This is a genomic window from Sodalis sp. RH24, from assembly GCF_047324145.1.
In the GTDB taxonomy this organism is placed as follows: domain Bacteria; phylum Pseudomonadota; class Gammaproteobacteria; order Enterobacterales; family Enterobacteriaceae; genus Acerihabitans.
Genome location: NZ_CP178729.1, coordinates 3923118 through 3942595 on the forward strand (window position 1 = coordinate 3923118; position 19478 = coordinate 3942595).

15 protein-coding genes are annotated in these 19478 nt (G+C 58.7%); 13 read left to right on the forward strand and 2 right to left on the reverse strand.

Going from position 1 to position 19478, the window contains the following annotated elements:
* Positions 1–16: 16 nt before the first annotated feature.
* Entirely contained in the window at positions 17–1594 is a 1578-nt protein-coding gene (gene tnpC, locus ACL2XG_RS17730; protein ID WP_413721627.1) for an IS66 family transposase, read from the forward strand.
* Between the two features lie 266 nt (positions 1595–1860).
* Positions 1861–3888, forward strand: coding sequence for a DNA helicase Rep (gene rep, locus ACL2XG_RS17735; protein WP_413721626.1), 2028 nt, complete (start codon positions 1861–1863; stop codon positions 3886–3888).
* Between the two features lie 103 nt (positions 3889–3991).
* On the opposite strand, the gene gppA is transcribed toward rep, so the two are convergent.
* Together gppA and rhlB are read right to left on the reverse strand one after the other, a co-directional pair.
* Positions 3992–5491 (reverse strand): guanosine-5'-triphosphate,3'-diphosphate diphosphatase, encoded by a 1500-nt coding sequence (gene gppA / locus ACL2XG_RS17740; protein ID WP_410013131.1) that lies wholly within the window; start codon positions 5489–5491, stop codon positions 3992–3994.
* Positions 5492–5496: 5 nt separating this feature from the next.
* Entirely contained in the window at positions 5497–6792 is a 1296-nt protein-coding gene (gene rhlB, locus ACL2XG_RS17745; protein WP_410013132.1) for an ATP-dependent RNA helicase RhlB, read from the reverse strand.
* A 118-nt stretch (positions 6793–6910) separates the two neighbouring features.
* Here rhlB and trxA point away from each other — a divergent pair, with 118 nt between their 5' ends.
* The 11 genes from trxA to wzyE all read left to right on the forward strand — a co-directional run bounded on the left by trxA (position 6911) and on the right by wzyE (position 19474).
* A complete protein-coding gene (gene trxA, locus ACL2XG_RS17750) occupies positions 6911–7237 on the forward strand; it encodes a thioredoxin TrxA (protein WP_162367082.1) in 327 nt (108 codons plus the stop codon).
* A gap of 435 nt (positions 7238–7672) precedes the next feature.
* Positions 7673–8932, forward strand: coding sequence for a transcription termination factor Rho (gene rho, locus ACL2XG_RS17755; protein ID WP_162367083.1), 1260 nt, complete (start codon positions 7673–7675; stop codon positions 8930–8932).
* 274 nt (positions 8933–9206) lie between these two features.
* A complete protein-coding gene (wecA, locus tag ACL2XG_RS17760; RefSeq protein WP_413721625.1) occupies positions 9207–10319 on the forward strand; it encodes a UDP-N-acetylglucosamine--undecaprenyl-phosphate N-acetylglucosaminephosphotransferase in 1113 nt (370 codons plus the stop codon).
* A complete protein-coding gene (gene wzzE, locus ACL2XG_RS17765) occupies positions 10316–11362 on the forward strand; it encodes an ECA polysaccharide chain length modulation protein (protein WP_413721624.1) in 1047 nt (348 codons plus the stop codon). Before wecA ends, wzzE begins: the two co-directional genes overlap by 4 nt.
* A gap of 106 nt (positions 11363–11468) precedes the next feature.
* A complete protein-coding gene (wecB, locus tag ACL2XG_RS17770) occupies positions 11469–12599 on the forward strand; it encodes a non-hydrolyzing UDP-N-acetylglucosamine 2-epimerase (protein ID WP_410013135.1) in 1131 nt (376 codons plus the stop codon).
* On the forward strand, positions 12596–13858 hold the full coding sequence (wecC, locus tag ACL2XG_RS17775; protein WP_413721623.1) for a UDP-N-acetyl-D-mannosamine dehydrogenase: 1263 nt from the start codon (positions 12596–12598) through the stop codon (positions 13856–13858). Before wecB ends, wecC begins: the two co-directional genes overlap by 4 nt.
* 42 nt (positions 13859–13900) lie before the next feature.
* Positions 13901–14665 carry a dTDP-4-amino-4,6-dideoxy-D-galactose acyltransferase gene (gene rffC, locus ACL2XG_RS17780; protein WP_413721622.1) on the forward strand — a complete coding sequence of 255 codons (765 nt, stop codon included), beginning with the start codon at positions 13901–13903 and terminating at the stop codon, positions 14663–14665.
* Positions 14666–14669: 4 nt separating this feature from the next.
* Positions 14670–15800 carry a dTDP-4-amino-4,6-dideoxygalactose transaminase gene (gene rffA, locus ACL2XG_RS17785; protein WP_410013138.1) on the forward strand — a complete coding sequence of 377 codons (1131 nt, stop codon included), beginning with the start codon at positions 14670–14672 and terminating at the stop codon, positions 15798–15800.
* A gap of 1 nt (position 15801) precedes the next feature.
* Positions 15802–17052, forward strand: a complete 1251-nt coding sequence (wzxE, locus tag ACL2XG_RS17790) for a lipid III flippase WzxE (protein ID WP_413721621.1) — start codon at positions 15802–15804, stop codon at positions 17050–17052.
* Complete coding sequence (locus tag ACL2XG_RS17795) at positions 17049–18131, forward strand: TDP-N-acetylfucosamine:lipid II N-acetylfucosaminyltransferase (protein WP_413721620.1); 1083 nt, start codon at positions 17049–17051, stop codon at positions 18129–18131. The genes wzxE and ACL2XG_RS17795 overlap by 4 nt, the downstream gene beginning before the upstream one ends.
* On the forward strand, positions 18128–19474 hold the full coding sequence (gene wzyE, locus ACL2XG_RS17800) for an ECA oligosaccharide polymerase (RefSeq protein ID WP_413721619.1): 1347 nt from the start codon (positions 18128–18130) through the stop codon (positions 19472–19474). Before ACL2XG_RS17795 ends, wzyE begins: the two co-directional genes overlap by 4 nt.
* Positions 19475–19478 lie beyond the last annotated feature (4 nt).

The following is a 19478-nucleotide window of genomic DNA, read 5'->3' on the forward strand; positions in this document are numbered from 1 at the left end:
CCCTTAACATCCTGGCATGAAACGAAAAAATCATGCCTTGCCCACTGATGTGCCCGCGCTGCAAGCGCTGGTACTGCAACAACAAACGCTGGTCGCGCAACAACAGGCGACCATCGCATCCCTGCATAATGACCTTAACGCACGCAAAGCAGAAATCGACCGCCTGCTGGCGCAACTGGCGCAACTGGCGAAACTGCGGCGCCTGTACTTCGGCCGCAGCTCGGAAAAGGCCGGGCGACAGATAGTCCAACTGGAGCATCGCCTGGAAGCGCTGCTGACGAAAGAGACGTCCCAGTCTGCGCGTGTCGAGGACCCGGCGGTGCCGCCGGCCTTACGCCCCTCACCGGTACGTCGGCCTTGGCCGTTACACCTGCCGCGTGAAGAGCGCTGCCTGGAGCCGCACGAACCGGCCTGTCCCGCCTGCGGCGGCGACCTTAAGCCGCTGGGCGAGGATGTCAGCGAGCAGTTGGAACTGATTAAAAGTGCGTTCAAGGTGATAAAAACCCGGCGGAAAAAGAAGGCTTGCGCCCGCTGCGACGTCATTGTCCAGGCGCCGGCGCCGTCGCACCCCATCGAACGTGGCATCGCCGGTCCGGGCCTGCTGGCGCGCGTGATGACGGCGAAATACGCCGAGCACTCGCCGCTATATCGACAATCGGAAATCTTTGCCCGTCAGGGCGTCACACTGAGCCGGGCCACCATGGCCGGCTGGGTGGGGTTGTGCAGTAATCTGCTGGCGCCGCTGGCCGACGCGGTATGCGACTATGTTATGGACACCGGCAAGGTGCACGTCGACGACACGCCGGTGGACGTGCTGCAACCCGGCAAAGGTAAACCGAAAACCGGCCGGCTGTGGGTCTATGTGCGTGACGACCGCAACGCCGGTTCGCGACTTCCACCCGCGGTGTGGTTCACCTACAGCCCGGACCGCAAGGGGATTCATCCGCCAACGCATCTGGCCGGGTTCAGCGGACTGTTGCAGGCGGATGCGTACGCGGGCTTCAACCCGCTATACGAAGAAGGCCCTATCCGCGAGGTCGGCTGCATGGCCCACGCCCGGCGTAAAATCCATGATATCCATGTTCGCCATCCGTCGCCAACCACCACCGAAGCCCTGCAGAGGATCGGTGAACTGTATGCTATCGAAGCCGACATCCGGGGGCGCCCGGCCGAAGAACGACAACAGGTGCGCGAAGCGCGATCCCAGCCGTTACTGATGGGCCTGGAGAGCTGCATCAGGGAAAAACTCACCACATTGCCGCGACAGGCCGATACGGCAAAGGCGTTCAATTACCTGATGAACCACTGGCCGGCGTTGTGTTACTACGCCGGCGATGGCTGGGCGGAGATCGATAACAATATCGCGGAAAACGCGCTGCGGATGGTGAGCCTGGGCCGGAAAAATTATCTCTTCATGGGGTCGGACAGCGGCGGCGAACGCGCCGCGCTGATGTATACGCTGATCGTCAGTTGCAAACTGAACGGGGTGGAGCCCGAAGCGTATCTGCGCCATGTGCTCGCCATTATCGGGGATCATCCCATCAATAAGATCAAAGAGCTCCTGCCATGGAATCTCAATATTCCTGCTGAATAACTGTCAATACGGCGCTGGGCGTGCGCTTACTCTGCCGTGGACTTCCGGCAGGCTAATGTTGCCGGCCGGGCTGTAGGGGCCCGGATATTTTAACGACCAGGCCGGTTCCGTTTGTGGGGTTCTTTCATCCGCGCCCGGAGAAAATCCCGCGCATAATCTGGTTGGATACTATGCGGGCATCGTCCTGCGTTAGGTATCAACCTCGTCCCGCCTTTCTGCTACAATCCCAGGCCGTCGTTTATCATTATCAATCCCAGGAAATCACCATGCGCCTGAACCCCAGCCAGCAGCACGCCGTCGAATTTGTTACCGGGCCTTGCCTGGTGCTGGCCGGCGCCGGATCGGGCAAGACGCGCGTCATTACCAATAAAATCGCCCACCTTATCCGCCAGTGCGGCTATCAGGCGCGGCATATCGCGGCGGTGACCTTTACCAACAAAGCCTCGCGGGAAATGAGGGAGCGCGTGGCGCAGACCCTGGGACGGCAGGAGGCGCGCGGTTTAACCATCGCCACCTTCCATACCCTGGGCCTGGAGATTATCAAGCGGGAATACAAAGCGCTGGGCATGAAGGCGAAGTTCTCGCTGTTTGACGAGCACGATCAATCGGCCCTGTTAAAAGATCTGACGGAACAGTGGCTGGAAGGGGATAAGGATCTGCTCAAGCAGCTGGCGTCGGCGATCGGCAACTGGAAAAACGATCTGCTCGATCCTGTCCAGGCGCAGGCTGCGGCGCGTACCGAACGCGACAAACTGTTCGCCCATTGCTATGCGCTCTATGACGCCCATCTGCGCGCCTGCAACGTGCTGGATTTCGACGACCTGATCCTGCGGCCAACCCTGTTGCTGCAACGCGACGCCGAGGTGCGGGAACGCTGGCAGAACCGCCTGCGCTATTTGCTGGTGGATGAGTATCAGGATACCAATACCAGCCAGTATGAACTGGTGAAGATGCTGGTGGGCAGCCGCGCGCGTTTTACCGTGGTGGGGGATGACGACCAGTCCATTTACTCCTGGCGCGGCGCGCGCCCGCAAAACCTGGAACTGCTGCAACGCGATTTTCCAGCGCTTGCGGTGATCAAGCTGGAACAAAATTACCGCTCCACGGAGCGTATTCTGAAAGCCGCCAATATCCTGATCGCCAATAACCCGCATCTGTTTGAAAAAAAGCTTTTTTCCCAACTGGGCTACGGCGAGGCGCTGAAGGTGATCACCGCCAATAATGAGGATCACGAGGCGGAGCGGGTGGTCGGGGAGCTGATCGCCCACCATTTTATCCGTAAAACCCGTTATCGCGATTACGCTATTCTCTACCGGGGCAACCATCAGTCGCGGCTGTTTGAAAAAATGCTGATGCAAAACCGCATTCCCTATAAAATTTCCGGCGGCACCTCGTTTTTTTCCCGGCCGGAGATCAAGGACCTGCTGTGTTACCTGCGCGTTCTGACCAATCAGGATGACGACAGCGCCTTTTTGCGCGTGGTGAATACGCCGCGGCGGGAAATCGGTCCGGCCACCCTGCAAAAGCTGGGGGAATGGGCCTCGGCGCGCAATAAAAGCCTGTTTGAGGCCAGTTTTGACCTGGGTTTAAGCCAGACGCTGACCGGGCGCGGCCTGGAATCCCTGCAACGTTTTACCCACTGGATGGCCGGCATTGCCCGGCTGGCGGAGCAGGAACCGGTGCCGGCGGTGCGCGATTTGATCCACGGTATGGAATATGAAAGCTGGCTGCATGAAACCTCGCCCAGCCCCAAGGCCGCTGAAATGCGCATGAAAAACGTCAACCAGCTGTTCAGCTGGATGACCGAGATGCTGGAGGGGTCGGATCTTAACGAGCCGATGACCCTCGATCAGGTGGTAACCCGTTTTACCCTGCGCGAAATGATGGAGCGGGGCGAGAACGATGAAGAACTGGACCAGGTACAGCTGATGACCCTGCATGCGTCCAAGGGGCTGGAGTTTCCCTACGTGTTCCTGGTGGGGATGGAAGAGGGCCTGTTGCCCCATCAAAGCAGCATTGATGAAAATAACATTGATGAAGAGCGGCGGCTGGCGTATGTGGGCATCACCCGGGCGCAAAAAGAGCTTACCTTCACGTTATGCCGCGAGCGCCGTCAGTACGGCGAGACTATCCGGCCGGAGCCGAGCCGTTTCCTGCTGGAGCTACCGCAGGACGATCTGGCCTGGGAAAGCGTGCGCAAAGTGGTCAGCCCGGAGGATCGTATGTCACGGGGACAAAGCCATCTGGCCAGCATCAAGGCGCAATTGGCGAAAGCCAAGGGACAGGAACACTGACCGCCCGGCACCGCAGCGGATAGCGGTGCCGGCCGATTGGGTTGCGCACCGTGCCGGGGAACCGGCGCGTAACCCCGCGCAGTGCGGGTTACGGCAGTTTGTGCTAAAGCGGCTCCATTTCCTCAAGCAGCATCGGCCAGTGGACATAACTTTGCCACTGGCTTTCCTGCTCCAGGTATTCGGCGCGCAGCGGATGCTGCGCCAGCCATGCGTGGGGTAACAGCACGTGCAGGGTATCGTCCAGGGCCCGCAGCTTCACCTCCGGCACCGTTTCGTCCCGACGGCGACTGGCGAAGATAATCGCCAGGCGCATCAACCGGCACAGCCGCTGCGCCATGCGCGGCGGCAGGCTGTTTTGCTGGCTGAGCTGCGCCACATCGATCTGATGGCTCTGGTTTTGCAACAGGGTGGCGATAAGCTTTTGCTGGGCCGGGGTAAAACCCGGTAAATCGGTATGGCGCACCAAATAGGCGGCGTGCTGCGGGGCGTTTTTAATATCGATGCTCAGTCCAATCTCATGAATCATGGTCGCACAGTGCAGGATGGCAAAACATCGTTCGTCCAGCTGCCACGCCTTGGCCACCTGCAGGGCGAAATCCGCCGCCAGGGAACTGACCCGCTGCGCCTGCTCGGTATCCAGCAGGTAGCGGCGCTGCATATTCTGCAGCGTGCGTTCGCGAATATCCTCGCACACCGGTAAATCCAGCATACCGTACATAATGCCTTCGCGCAGCGCGCCGCCGGCGAGCGTCATGGTCTTGATGCCCAGCTCATGGAACACCGCCAGCAGGATTGACAGGCCGCTGGGGAAAACCAGCGCCCGATCGAGGGTCAGGCCTTCGATTTCCAGCTCTTCGAGCTTACCGCACTGGATAGCCCGCTGTTTGAGCTGCAACAGCTTGCTCAGGGTTATCTGTTCGTCCATGCCCTGGGCGACCATGATTTCCTGCAGCGCCTGCACCGTGCCCGAGGCGCCCACGCAGACCTGCCAGCCGCAGGCCAGGAGTTTCGACACCACCGGGCGGATCATGGCGCGCGCCGCCTGTTCCGCCTGATCAAAATTTTCCCTGGTCAGGCTGCGATCGCTGAACCAGCGATCGAGCCAGGTGACGCAGCCCATTTCCAGGCTGAACAGCTCAAGCGCCTGCGCGCCGCGTCCCACCACCAGTTCCGTGCTGCCGCCGCCGATATCCACCACCAGGCGCTCATCCGACCCGCCGGTGGTATGGGCCACGCCCTGATAAATCAGCCGGGCCTCCTCTTCGCCGCTAATCACCTGGACATCGCAACCCAGGATTTCCCGCGCGGTCACCAGGAACGTCTCGGCGTTGGTGGCGATGCGCAGGGTGGCGGTGGCGACCACGCGGATATGCGCCGCGGGAATGTCCTGCAGATGTTCGGCGAACAGCCGCAGGCATTGCCAGCCGCGCTGCATGGCCTCGGGAGTCAGCGCCTTGCCGGCATTGAGCCCGGAGGCCAGGCGCACCTTGCGCTTGATGCGCGCCAGCGTCTGGACGGTGCCGGCCACCTCGCGCACCACCAACATATGAAAACTATTGGAACCTAAGTCAATGGCGGCATAGAGCGAGGTGCAACTTAGCATGGTGTTCAGCCCGGACGTTTACGGTTATGACGTGGCGCCCCGCCCGCACCGCTGCGGCGGGATGCCGAGTGGCGGCGCGGACCCGTGCCCGGCCGTGCGCGGGTCAGGCGTTTCGGCGCCGGCAGGTCGGTCATCAGCGCGTCGCTGTTATACTTACTGACAGGGATCTGATGGCCAATATAGCTTTCAATCGCCGTCAGGTTCAACGCATATTCCTCACATGCCAGGCTGATGGAGCTGCCGCTTTCGCCGGCGCGTCCTGTGCGGCCGATGCGGTGCACGTAATCCTCGCAGTCATCGGGCAAATCATAGTTGAACACATGCGTGACCAAAGGGATGTGCAGGCCGCGCGCCGCCACGTCGGTGGCTACCAGGATGTCCAGCGTGCCCTGGGTAAAATCCTCCAGGATGCGCAGGCGCCTTTTTTGCGATACGTCGCCGGTCAATAACCCGACCCGATGGCCGTCGGCGGCCAGATGGCCCCAGATATCCTCGCACCGGTGCTTGGTGTTGGCGAAAATAATGCAGCGATCCGGCCACTCTTCTTCAATCAGCGTCTGTAACAGGCGCATCTTTTCTTCATTGGAAGGATAAAAAAGCTCTTCCTGGATACGATAGCCGGTTTTTTGCAGCGGCTCGATCTCCACATACTCAGCGTTGTTCATATGTTCAAACGCCAGCTCACGTACACGATATGAAAGGGTGGCGGAGAACAGCATATTCAAACGTTGTTCAACGGCGGGCATACGACGGAACAACCAGCGGATGTCCTTGATAAAGCCCAAATCGAACATACGATCGGCTTCGTCGAGCACCACCACCTGGATAGCGCCCATATCAATATAATTCTGCTTGGTATAATCGATCAGGCGGCCGGTGGTGCCAACCAGGATATCCACCCCGGATTCGAGCACTTTCAGCTGCTTGTCGTAACCATCGCCACCGTAGGCCAGACCCATTTTCAGGCCGGTGGCCTGGGCTAAGAGTTCAGCGTCGGAGTGGATTTGCACCGCCAGTTCGCGGGTTGGCGCCATGATCAGCGCCCTTGGCTGATTGGTCTGGCGCTGCTCGCTGGCAGGCTGGGTGAGTAGATGATGAAACGTGGCGGCGAGGAATGCCAACGTTTTTCCGGTACCGGTTTGCGCTTGTCCCGCGACATCTTTCCCGTCAAGGGTGATGGGTAATGTCAGCGCCTGAATAGGCGTACAATTATTAAATCCTTGTTTTTCAAGAGATTCAACAATCAGCGGGTGCAGGGCGAAGTCGGAAAACTTCTTTTCGGTTAAGTGTGTTTTGCTCATAGTGTGGTAGAATAACAGTTAACTATTGCATTACGAAAGCGTATCCAGTGAAATAAAGTCAACCCGTCGTTGGTTAACCTTAAACCAGCCGGGTAATGATAATCCTGTGGAGTAGAACATGAGCGATAAAATTATTCACGTAAGTGACGACAGCTTCGAAAAGGACGTGTTGCAGGCAAAGGGACTGTTCCTGGTGGATTTCTGGGCGGAATGGTGCGGCCCCTGTAAGATGATCGCGCCCATCCTGGCGGAAGTCGCTGATGAATTCGAAGGTAAATTGACTATCGCCAAGCTGAACATCGACGAAAATCCGGCCACCGCGCCCAAATACGGCATCCGCGGCATTCCCACCCTGCTGTTGTTCAAAGACGGCGAAGTGGTGGCGACTAAAGTCGGCGCGCTGTCCCGCAGCCAGTTGAAAGAGTTCCTGAATAAAAACCTGTAATCGGCAAAAAACGGTTATCTCAACGGGCCCTGACGTTCACTATGTTTTCTCGTATTGACCGCTAGACGCCCGCCAAGAACCGTGCTAAGTTTATGTCCACTGCATTTAGATCTTACCTGTAGTTTGAATCTGAGCTTTACTCTTTGTCCGAGTCCTGTTGTTGAACAGTTGGTCGAACCGTTTGTTGAACCATAAACGGCTGATAAACGGCACAGGCGTTACAAGCAAGGTGTTCAAGCCACCTGGATTTGAATTGATCCGTTTTTAGGCGCTCTCAATCTTCAGTCTTCTTGTACTCATTTTGCATGAATTGCTGTTCATCAGCCCAAACGGGATGCGCTGGGATTAAATGCCGTTAGACAGGCACGATTTTACGCTGCCATACCATTCACAAAAACAGTTCGAGAAATACCCCGAGTTTAAGAACCCACCATTATGAACCTTACCGAATTAAAAAATACGCCGGTTTCTGAGCTAATTACTCTCGGCGAAAACATGGGGCTGGAAAACCTGGCCCGTATGCGCAAGCAGGACATCATCTTCGCCATTTTAAAGCAGCATGCGAAAAGTGGAGAGGATATCTTTGGCGACGGCGTGTTGGAAATATTGCAGGATGGATTCGGTTTCCTCCGCTCCGGCGACAGCTCATACCTGGCCGGCCCTGATGATATCTATGTTTCCCCCAGCCAGATCCGCCGCTTCAACCTTCGCACCGGCGATACCATTTCCGGCAAGATCCGTCCGCCGAAAGAGGGCGAGCGTTACTTTGCGCTGCTGAAGGTGAATGAAGTCAACTACGACAAACCGGAAAATGCCCGTAACAAAATCCTGTTTGAAAACTTAACCCCGCTGCATGCCAACTCCAGATTGCGCATGGAACGAGGCAACGGGTCCACCGAAGATCTGACGGCGCGCGTGCTGGACTTGGCCGCGCCTATCGGCCGCGGCCAGCGCGGCCTGATCGTGGCGCCGCCGAAGGCCGGTAAGACCATGCTGTTGCAGAATATCGCGCAGAGCATCGCCTACAACCATCCGGATTGCGTCCTGATGGTCCTGCTGATCGATGAGCGGCCGGAAGAAGTGACCGAAATGCAGCGACTGGTCAAAGGCGAAGTGATTGCGTCAACGTTCGATGAGCCGGCGTCCCGCCACGTTCAGGTCGCCGAAATGGTGATTGAAAAAGCCAAGCGTCTGGTCGAACATAAAAAAGACGTCATCATCCTGCTCGACTCCATTACCCGTCTGGCCCGCGCCTACAACACCGTGGTCCCCGCCTCGGGTAAAGTGCTGACCGGTGGCGTGGACGCCAACGCCCTGCACCGGCCAAAACGCTTCTTCGGCGCGGCGCGTAATATGGAAGAGGGCGGCAGCCTGACTATCATCGCCACGGCGTTGATTGACACCGGCTCGAAGATGGATGAAGTGATTTACGAAGAATTTAAAGGTACCGGTAATATGGAACTGCACCTCTCGCGCAAAATCGCCGAGAAACGTGTCTTCCCGGCGATTGACTATAACCGCTCCGGTACCCGTAAGGAAGAGTTGCTGACTACCCAGGAAGAGCTGCAGAAAATGTGGATCCTGCGCAAGATCATCCACCCGATGGGCGAAACCGACGCCATGGAATTCCTGATGAACAAATTAGCGATGACCAAAACCAATGACGAGTTTTTCGATATGATGAAACGCTCGTAATTCACAAAAACTCGGGTAACGCCACGTCAAGACGTGGCGTTTTTTGTTTCTGATGCTAGGATAGTGAGTTCTTACTTGCCGCTGCCTGACGAATAGAGGTTTAGCCAAGCGGCCTTTTGCTTCAGTTCACCCGACGGAGATTCGGGTGTGACGAAAAAGATGACAAATCAATATTTCAGTGTCACCTAACCCAGTGACGATTGAGGCAGAGAGTGGGGGGCGTCTACATCGGTGGCGCTTCTAACAGCCTGATGGATGCAGAGAGCTTTCTATTGTGAACCTACTCAATATGAGTACTGATTTTTTCGCTATTTTTTTGTTTTCAATGGTTTTTTTGTTTTTCTCCCGCAAGGTTGCGCAAAAGATCGGCCTGGTTGATAAACCCAATTACCGCAAACGACACCATGGGCAAATCCCGTTGGTGGGCGGTATCTCCATTTATGCCGGCATCTGTTTCACGTTCATTTATACCGATCACTTCGTGCCGCATATTGGCCTGTATCTGCTGTGCTCCGGCGTCCTGGTGCTGACCGGGGCGCTCGACGATCGTTTTGATATCAGCGTCAAGTCCCGCGCCACCATCCAGGCACTGGTCGCCGTCACCATGATGTACTTCGGCGGCTTATATATTAATAGCCTGGGATATGTGTTCGGCCCCTGGGAAATGGTGCTCGGACCTTATTTTGGTTATCCGGTCACGCTGTTCGCCGTGTGGGCGGCAATCAACGCGTTTAACATGGTGGACGGCATCGACGGGCTGCTCGGCGGGTTATCCTGCGTCTCGCTCGGCGCCATGGGCATCCTGATGTTCAAGGACAACAATCCCAGCCTCGGCTTGTGGTGTTTTGCCCTGATTGCCGCCATTTTGCCGTATATCCTGCTGAATCTCGGCCTGTTCGGCCGCCACTATAAAGTGTTTATGGGCGACGCCGGCAGCACCATGATCGGCTTCAGCATTATCTGGATTATCCTGCAAAGCACCCAGGGCACCGGGCATCCCATGAACCCGGTCACCGGCCTGTGGATTATCGCCATCCCCCTGATGGATATGATTGCCATCATGTACCGCCGCATGCGTAAAGGCATGAGCCCCTTTTCTCCCGATCGGCAGCATATCCACCACCTTATCATGCGCGCCGGCTTCAGTTCACGGCAAGCCTTTGTTATTATTACCGTTACCGCCGCCATCCTGGCCGCGTTCGGCGTGGCGGGCGAACAGTGGTTCATCTGGCCCGATTGGCTGATGTTTATGTTGTTCATCCTGGTTTTTTTACTCTACGGCTATTTGCTGAAATGCGCCTGGCGGGTGGCGCGCTTCGTTAAACGCACCAAGCGGCGGTTCGGCGCCAAACAGAGACCCACTAACCGTAATGCGGGACAAAAATGAGATCAGAAACCCAACCGACGGCCCGCGATGCGGCGCTGGATAACGAGCTGGATATCCGGGGGCTTTTTTGCGCCCTGTGGCGCGGCAAGCGCTGGATTATCGGCACCGCCCTGGTGTTTGCGGTTCTTGCCCTGGTCTATTCTTATCTGGTAAAGCAGGAATGGACCGCGGCGGCGGTCACCGATAAACCGACGGTGAACATGCTCGGCAGCTATTTTTCCCAGCAGCAGTTCCTGCGTAACCTGGATGTGAAAAATACCGCCTTGCCCACCTCGGATATGCCGGGCATCGGCGACGAGGCGTACCAGGAATTTATCCGCCAGCTGTCCTCCTATGACACCCGCCGCGATTTCTGGCTGGCAGCCGATTACTATACCTCGCGCAAACAGGGCGACGCCCATGCCGATGCGGTCTTGCTGGATGAAATGATCGGCAATATCCAGTTTTCGCCGAGGGATGATGCCAAAAAATTGCCGGATCAGGTGACCCTCACCGCCGAAACGGCGGCGGACGCCAATCTGCTGCTGCGTCGTTATGTGGCGTTTGCCAGCCAGCGCGCCGCCGGTCATCTGAATGAAGATATCATCGGCGCCTGGACGGCGCGCACCATCTCACTCAAGGCGCAGGTCAAGCGCCAGGAGGCGGTGGCCAATGCCGTTTATGATCGCGACCTGAGCGCGCTGCGCCATGCCCTGGATATTGCCAAGCGGCAGGGCATCAGTCATAGTCAGATCACGGTCCCCGAGGAGCAATTGCCGCAGTCGGGGTTGTTCCTGTTGGGAGAACAAGTGCTGCAGGCGCGGCTGGAAGCCCTGCAGGCGGCCGGTCCCGGTTTTGATGTGGAATACGATCAGAATCGGGCCATGCTGGCCACGCTTAATGTCGGCCCGACGCTGCAGAATACATTCCAGACTTACCGTTATTTAAGGACGCCCGAGGAACCGGTTAAACGCGATAAACCGCGCCGGGTTTTCCTGCTCATTCTCTGGGGCGCTATGGGCGGCCTGGTCGGGGCCGGCGTTGCGCTGGGCCGCCGCCGCTAAGGGCAAAGCCCCGGGACTGCCATTAATCCGAATGGGTGCGCCGCCACTACGCGGTAGAATAGAGAAGCCACGCGTACGGCTTATTTGAGACGGAAAGGAATTTGCTGTGAAAGTGTTGACAGTCTTCGGCACAAGGCCGGAAGCCATAAAAATGGCGCCGCTTATCCTGGCCCTGGCCAAGGACCCGGCCTTTGAATCCAGGATTTGCGTCACGGCCCAACACCGGGAAATGCTCGATCAGGTGTTACGTTTGTTTGAAATCGTACCTGATTATGATTTAGATATCATGCGTCCGGATCAGGGCCTGACGGAAATCACCAGTCGTATCCTCACCGGCATGAAACCGGTGCTGGCGTCATTTCGTCCAGATGTGGTGCTGGTACACGGCGACACCACCACGACACTGGCCGCCAGCCTGGCGGCATTTTACCAGCAAATCCCGGTCGGCCACGTGGAGGCCGGATTGCGCACCGGCAATCTTTATTCGCCCTGGCCGGAGGAAGCCAACCGTAAATTAACCGGCCATCTGGCGATGTATCACTTTTCGCCCACCGAGAACGCGCGGCAAAACCTGCTGCGCGAAGGACTGGCGGGGGAACGGATATTCGTTACCGGTAATACGGTTATCGATGCGCTGTTTTGGGTTCGCGATAGCATTTTAAATGACGCCGGGTTGCGCGCCGGGCTTGAGACGCGCTACGATTTTCTCGACCCGCAGAAAAAGATGATCCTGGTCACCGGCCACCGGCGCGAAAGCTTCGGCGACGGCTTCGAGCGCATTTGCAGCGCGCTGGCGCATATTGCCCGCCATCATCCCGAGGTGCAGGTGGTCTACCCGGTCCATCTCAATCCCAATGTCGGCGAGCCGGTTAACCGCATTTTAAGCGGTATCCCCAATATTAAACTTATCGATCCGCAGGACTACCTGCCGTTTGTTTACCTGATGGACCGGGCCTATATGATCCTGACGGATTCCGGCGGCATCCAGGAGGAGGCGCCGTCCCTCGGTAAACCGGTGCTGGTGATGCGCGACGCCACCGAGCGCCCGGAAGCGGTGGCGGCGGGTACCGTGAGATTGGTGGGTACCGATCCCAAAACCATCCAGGCGGCGGTCTCCCGTTTATTGACCGACGCCGATGAATATCTGGCCATGAGCCGGGCGCATAATCCCTATGGGGATGGGCAGGCCTGCCAGCGAATTATCGACGCGTTAAAGAATAATCAGGTGACAGTATGAGTTTTGACCAGATCTCCGTTATCGGCCTGGGCTATATTGGCCTGCCCACTGCCGCCGCCTTTGCTTCGCGCGGCAAAAAAGTGGTGGGTGTGGACGTGAACCAGCGTGCGGTGGAGACCATTAACCGCGGCGAAATTCACATTGTCGAGCCGGACCTGGCCGACGTGGTGCAACGCGCCGTCGAAGAGGGACATCTTACGGCGGTAACCCGGCCGGTGGCGGCCGACGCGTTTCTGATTGCGGTGCCGACACCGTTTATGGACGGGCATGAACCCGACCTTAACTATGTGCGCGCGGCGGCGCTTTCGCTGGCTCCGGTCCTTAAAGCCGGGGATCTGGTTATCCTGGAGTCCACTTCGCCGGTGGGCACCACCGAGCAGATGGCGCGATGGCTGGCCGAGGCGCGCCCCGACCTGCGTTTTCCGCAGACGGCGGGCGAGGAGGCGGATATCAATATCGCCTATTGCCCCGAGCGCGTGCTGCCCGGCAAAATCATGGCCGAGCTGATCAAAAACGATCGGGTGATCGGCGGCATGACCGCGCGCTGTTCGGCGCGCGCCAGCGAGCTCTACCGGATTTTTCTGCAAGGTGAGTGTGTGGTCACTAACTCCCGTACCGCCGAGATGTGCAAGCTGACCGAAAACAGCTTTCGGGATGTCAATATCGCCTTCGCCAATGAGCTGTCGCTGATTTGCGCCGATCAGGATATTAATGTCTGGGAACTGATCCGTCTGGCCAACCGCCATCCGCGGGTCAATATCCTGCAGCCGGGTCCCGGCGTCGGCGGGCATTGCATCGCGGTCGACCCCTGGTTTATCGTCGCGCAGAATCCAGGCCAGGCCCGCCTTATCCATACCGCCCGCCTGGTCAACGACGGCAAGCCGCTCTGGGTGGTGGACCGGGTCAAGGCGGCGGTGGCTGATTGCCTGGCGCACAGCGGCAAACGCGCCCATGAGCTGACCATCGCCTGCTTCGGCCTGGCGTTTAAGCCGGATATCGACGATCTGCGCGAAAGCCCCGCGGTCGCCATTACCCGGCTGATAGCCCAATGGCATGTGGGCAAGACCCTTGCGGTGGAGCCGAACGTGACGCAACTGCCCGCGTCGCTCGCGGGTCTCGCCACCCTGGCGGGGCTGGACAGCGCGCTGGATAGCGCGGATATACTGGTAATGCTGGTGGATCACCGTCAATTCAGGGCGCGCCCCCCGGCCGATATTACGCAACGCTGGATTATCGATACCAAAGGTGTCTGGCGCTAAGCTGCAACCCCGGCTTCGGCCGCTAGCCATCGGGTGGACCCTATGTCCGTGCATGCCACTATCGAACCGCTGGAGTGGGAAAGTGATTTTTTCACCTTAACCAGCGGCAAACTCAATTTTGATCCCGCCGCCGCGCCGCTGACCCTTTCCGCCCTGGATGCGTTCCAGGTGGTACAGGCCAAGGTGGCGGCCGACAGCCTGGCGCTGGCGGATGCGCTGGCTGTGCTGGGCTTCCGGCTGGTGGAAGGCGAAATTGATTGCTGCCTGCGGGTGCCGAAACGGGACGGCGGCGGTGATGCCCAGGATGTCATTAACGGCGCGACCACCGGCGCGGCGCGAAACCGCGCCCAAAGCGGGCGCAGCGGCGCGCTGCGCATGGCCGGCCGCGACGACATGGCGGCCGTCGGCCTGCTGGCGTCGGCGGCGTTCAGGCTAAGCCGGTTTCGCGAACCCTGGTACCGCGGCGCGGACTGCCGTCGTTTCTATGCCGTTTGGGCACAAAATGCCATCCTGGGCGCTTTTGACGATCTCTGCCTGGTCAAGGGCCGGCCCGGGGCCGTCGAAGGCATGGTGACGCTCCGGCGACTCGGCACGGATGAGGCGCGTATCGGCCTGCTGGCGGTGGACCCGGCGCTTACCGGCCGGGGCATCGGGCGCATCCTATGCGCCGGCGCGCTGGCATGGTGCCGCCTGCAGAGGATATCGCGCCTGCGTGTCGCCACCCAGGCCGGCAATATCGCCGCGCTACGACTCTACATCGCATGCGGTGCCAACGTTGACAGCACCGCCTACTGGTTATACAGGTGACAACATGATCCCGTTTAATTCCCCACCGGTGGTGGGCACTGAAATCGACTTTATCCGCACGGCGATGGGCAGCGGCAAGCTGTGCGGCGACGGCGATTTTACCAAGCGTTGCCAGCGGTGGCTGGAGCAGCGTTTTGGCAGCCCCAAGGCACTCCTGACGCCTTCCTGCACCGCGTCGCTTGAGATGGCGGCCATATTGTTGAATATCCGGCCGGGCGATGAAGTGATCATGCCCAGCTATACCTTTGTCTCCACCGCCAACGCGTTTGTCCTGCGCGGCGCGACCATTGTGTTCGTCGATATCCGACCCGACACCATGAACATGGATGAAACGCTTATCGAGGCGGCCATCACCGCGAAAACCCGCGCTATCGTGCCGGTGCATTATGCCGGCATCGCCTGCGAAATGGACGCCATCATGGCGCTGGCGGCGAAATACCGCCTGGCGGTCATCGAGGATGCCGCCCAGGGCGTGATGTCCGCTTATCGCGGGAAACCGCTCGGTACCCTGGGACATATCGGCTGTTTCAGTTTCCATGAAACCAAAAACTACACCGCCGGCGGCGAGGGCGGCGCCACGCTCATCAACGACGCCACCCTGGTTGACCGGGCCGAGATCGTGCGTGAAAAAGGCACCAATCGCAGCCAGTTCTTTCGCGGCCAGGCGGATAAATACACCTGGCGCGATATCGGCTCCAGCTACCTGATGGCCGATTTGCAGGCCGCCTATCTCTGGGGGCAACTGGATGCCGCTGATATCATTAACCGCCGCCGCCTGGAACTGTGGAACCGCTATCGCGACGCGCTGCTCCCGCTGGCGGAACGGGGGCGTATCGAACTGCCGACGGTGCCGGAAGGCTGCCGGCAAAACGCCCATATGTTTTATATAAAGCTGCGGGATATCGCCGATCGCTCGGCGTTTATCGCGCATATGAAAACGGCGGATATCCTGACGGTATTTCATTATATTCCGCTGCACGACAGCCCGGCCGGGCTGCGATTCGGCCGTTTCAGCGGCGAGGATCGTTATACCACCCTGGAGAGCCAGCGCCTGGTGCGGCTGCCGTTGTTCTACAACTTAACCGACGAGCATCAATCCCAGGTCATCGGCGCGATTAACCGGTATTTCGCCTGATATGTCGCTGGCCCGCGCCTCGTTATGGACTGCCGGTTCGACGCTTGTCAAGATTGGCGTCGGCCTGCTGGTGGTCAAACTGCTGGCGGTGTCTTTCGGGCCGTCCGGCGTCGGCCAGGCGGGCAACTTCCGGCAGCTGGTGACCGTGCTCGGCGTGCTGTCCGGCGCGGGTATTTTTAACGGCATCACCAAATATGTGGCGCAGTACCAGCACCAGCCGCAACAATTGCGCGCCGTGCTGGGCACCGGGTCGGCCATGGTGCTGGGGTTTTCCACGCTGCTGGCGGTGATTTTTTTAACGGCCGCCGAATCCATCAGCCGCGGGCTGTTCGGCCATGGCGACTATGCCGGCGTGGTGCGTGCGGTGGCCTTTATCCAGTTGGGTATCGCCTATGCCAACCTGATGCTGGCTATTCTGAAAGGTTTTCGCGACGCCGCCGGCAACGCCCTGGCCGTCAGCTGCGGCAGCGTGCTGGGCGCGGGCGCTTTTTTCCTCTGCTATAGGCTGGGCGGTTACCCCGGGGCGCTGGCCGGACTGGCGCTGGTGCCGGCCGTGACGCTGCTGCCCGCGGCCCTGGTGGTGGCCCGGCGGCGGTGGATTAGCCCGGGCGATTTGCGTCCGTCATGGGATAGGCAGCTTGTCGGCCAATTGGGCAAATTTACCCTGATGGCGCTGATGACATCGTTCACCCTGCCGCTGGCCTATATTCTGATGCGTAATCTCCTGGCCCAGCGCTATAGCTGGGAAGAGGTGGGTATCTGGCAGGGGGTCAGCAGTATCTCCGACGCTTATCTGCAGTTTATTACCGCCTCGTTTACCGTTTACCTGCTGCCGACTCTGTCGCGTTTAAGCGATAAGCGCGCCGTCGCCCGGGAAATCGGGCGGTCGCTGCTGTTTGTGATGCCCGCGGTGGCGGTGGTTAGCCTGGTCTTGTGGCTGTTAAGGGATGTGGCTATCCGCCTGCTGTTTTCCGCCGAGTTCGAGGCGATGCGCGACCTGTTCGCCTGGCAGCTGGTAGGCGACGTATTGAAAGTGGGCGCTTACGTATTCGGTTATCTGGTCATAGCCCGGGCCTCGCTGCGTTTTTACCTGCTGACGGAAATCAGCCAGTTCGCGTTGTTGACCGGTTTTTCGCACTGGCTGATTCCCCTGCATGGCGCGCTTGGCGCGACGCAGGCTTATATGGCAACCTATATAGTGTATTTTTTACTTTGTAGCGGCGTATTTCTTCTTTATTGCAGGGAAAAATGATCCCATTAACCCATGTGCTTGGCGCGGATATCCCGCATCATAACCTGACGGTGCTGCGTTTTTTCAACGATCGGCTGGCGGGCGATCTCCCCGAGGGACAACCCCATCATTTTATGGTGGCCGCCGCCGACAGCGCACCGTTCGCGCCCTTTACGCGGCTTATTATCGCTACCTACGCGGATAAACGGGCGCTGGCGCGGGCGGTGGTGCGTTTAGCCGCCGCCGAACCGGCGAGGCGTTTCTTCCTGCACGGGCAGTTCAATCCGCGGCTCTGGCTGGCCCTGCTGCTGGGGACCTTGCCCGCCGCCCGGGTCAGCTGGCATATCTGGGGCGCCGATCTCTATGAAGAATCCCAGAGCGTAAAACACCGTTTGTTTTATTTGTTGCGCCGCCGCGCCCAGGGGCGGGTCGGCCATGTGTTCGCCACTCTCGGCGATTTGTCGGTCTATCGCCCGCGCTATCCCCAGGTGCCGGCGGCGCCGCTGTATTTTCCCACCCGCATGGACCCGGCGCTGGGTTTTGACCGGCCGCCGCCGGTGGGTAAAACCCTCACTGTGCTGGTGGGAAACTCCGGCGATGCCGCCAATCGCCACCTGGAGGCGCTGGAAGCGATTCACCGCCAGTTCGGCGCCGACGTGCGGGTGATTGTGCCGCTGGGGTATCCGGCCAATAACGAGGCCTATATCGCCCGGGTGCGGGCGCAAGGGGAGAAACTGTTTCCGGCGGACCGGCTGGAGCTGCTGACGCGCCCGGTGGCGTTTGACGCTTACCTGACGCTGTTGCGCCAGTGCGATGTGGGGTATTTCCTGTTTAACCGCCAGCAGGGCATCGGCACGCTCTGCCTGCTGATCCAGTTCGGCGTGCCGTTTGTCCTGAGTCGGCGCAACCCGTTTTGGCAGGATTTGGCCGCGGAACAGGTGCCGGTGCTTTTTCACGGCGACAGGCTCGACCGATCGGTGGTGCGCGCGGCGCAACGGCAACTGGCCGGCGTGGATAAAAGCCGTATCGCCTTTTTTTATCCCAATTATCTGCAGGGATGGCGCCGGGCACTGGCCGCCGCCGCGGGGACAAGCTCATGACCCTTGGCCAGTTCGGCGGATTGCTGGTGGTCTATGTGCTCTCGGTGCTGCTGGTGCTGACCCTGACCTATCGGGAATTTCGCCGGATACGCTTTAATTTCAACGTCTTTTTTTCACTGCTTTATTTATTGACCTTCTATCTGGGTTTTCCGCTGACCTGCATTCTCGCGTTTCGCTTTAATGTCCAGGTGGCGCCGGTGGAAAACCTGCTGGAAGCGCTGCTGGCCGCCACCGCTTTTTACGGGATTTATTATGTCAGTTATAAAACCCGCTGGTTTTCTTCTTCCCGGTCCGCCGCCGGGCCGGTATTGTCCCTGAACCGGGTGGAAACGCATTTGACCTGGATCCTGCTGGCGCTGACCGCCGTCGGCACGGTGGCGATATTCTTTATGCATAACGGGTTTTTATTATTCCGCCTGCAGTCCTACAGCCAGATATTTTCCCGCGATGTTACCGGGGTGGCGCTGAAGCGCTTTTTCTATTTTTTTATCCCGGCAATGTTAATTATTTATTTCCTTAACCCCACCCGGCGCAATTGGCTATTATTTTTATGCAGCACCGTGGCCTTCGGTATTTTCACCTATATGGTGGTCGGCGGGACCCGGGCCAATATCATTATCGCCTTCGCCTTGTTTTTGTTTATCGGCATCCAGCGCAACTGGATAAGCCTGTGGATGCTGGGCGCGTCCGGTCTGGTGGCCGTGGCCGCCATGTTCTGGCTGGCGTTAAAGCGCTACGGCCTGAACGTCAGCGGCGACGAGGGGTTTTATACGTTTTTGTATCTGACGCGCGACACCTTCTCCCCCTGGGAAAATCTGGCGCTGTTACTGCAAAACTACCCTAAGATAGCCTTCCAGGGCCTGGCGCCTGTGATTCGCGACTTTTATGTCTTTATCCCTGGCTGGTTATGGCCGGACCGCCCCAGCCTGGTGCTCAATACCGCCAATTATTTTACCTGGGAGGTTTTGGACAATCATTCCGGCCTGGCGATTTCGCCCACGCTTATCGGTTCGCTGCTGGTCATGGGCGGCGTGGTGTTTATTCCCTTAGGCGCCATCCTGGTGGGGCTTATCCTGAAAGGATTCGATACCCTGTATGAACGGGGCAAGGCGGCGTCGGACCGTTATCGTTCGGCGGTGCTGCAGGCATTTTGTTTTGGCGCCGTGTTTAATATGATAGTACTGGCCCGCGAGGGATTGGATGCCTTTACGTCGCGCGTGGTGTTTTTCGCCCTGGTATTCGGCATGTGCCTGCTGCTGGCAAAATTACTCTTTTGGCTGCTTAACCGCGCGGGGCTGATCCGTCCCAGGCGCGCGCGTGGGGCGACAGAGGCATCATCGTAAGCGC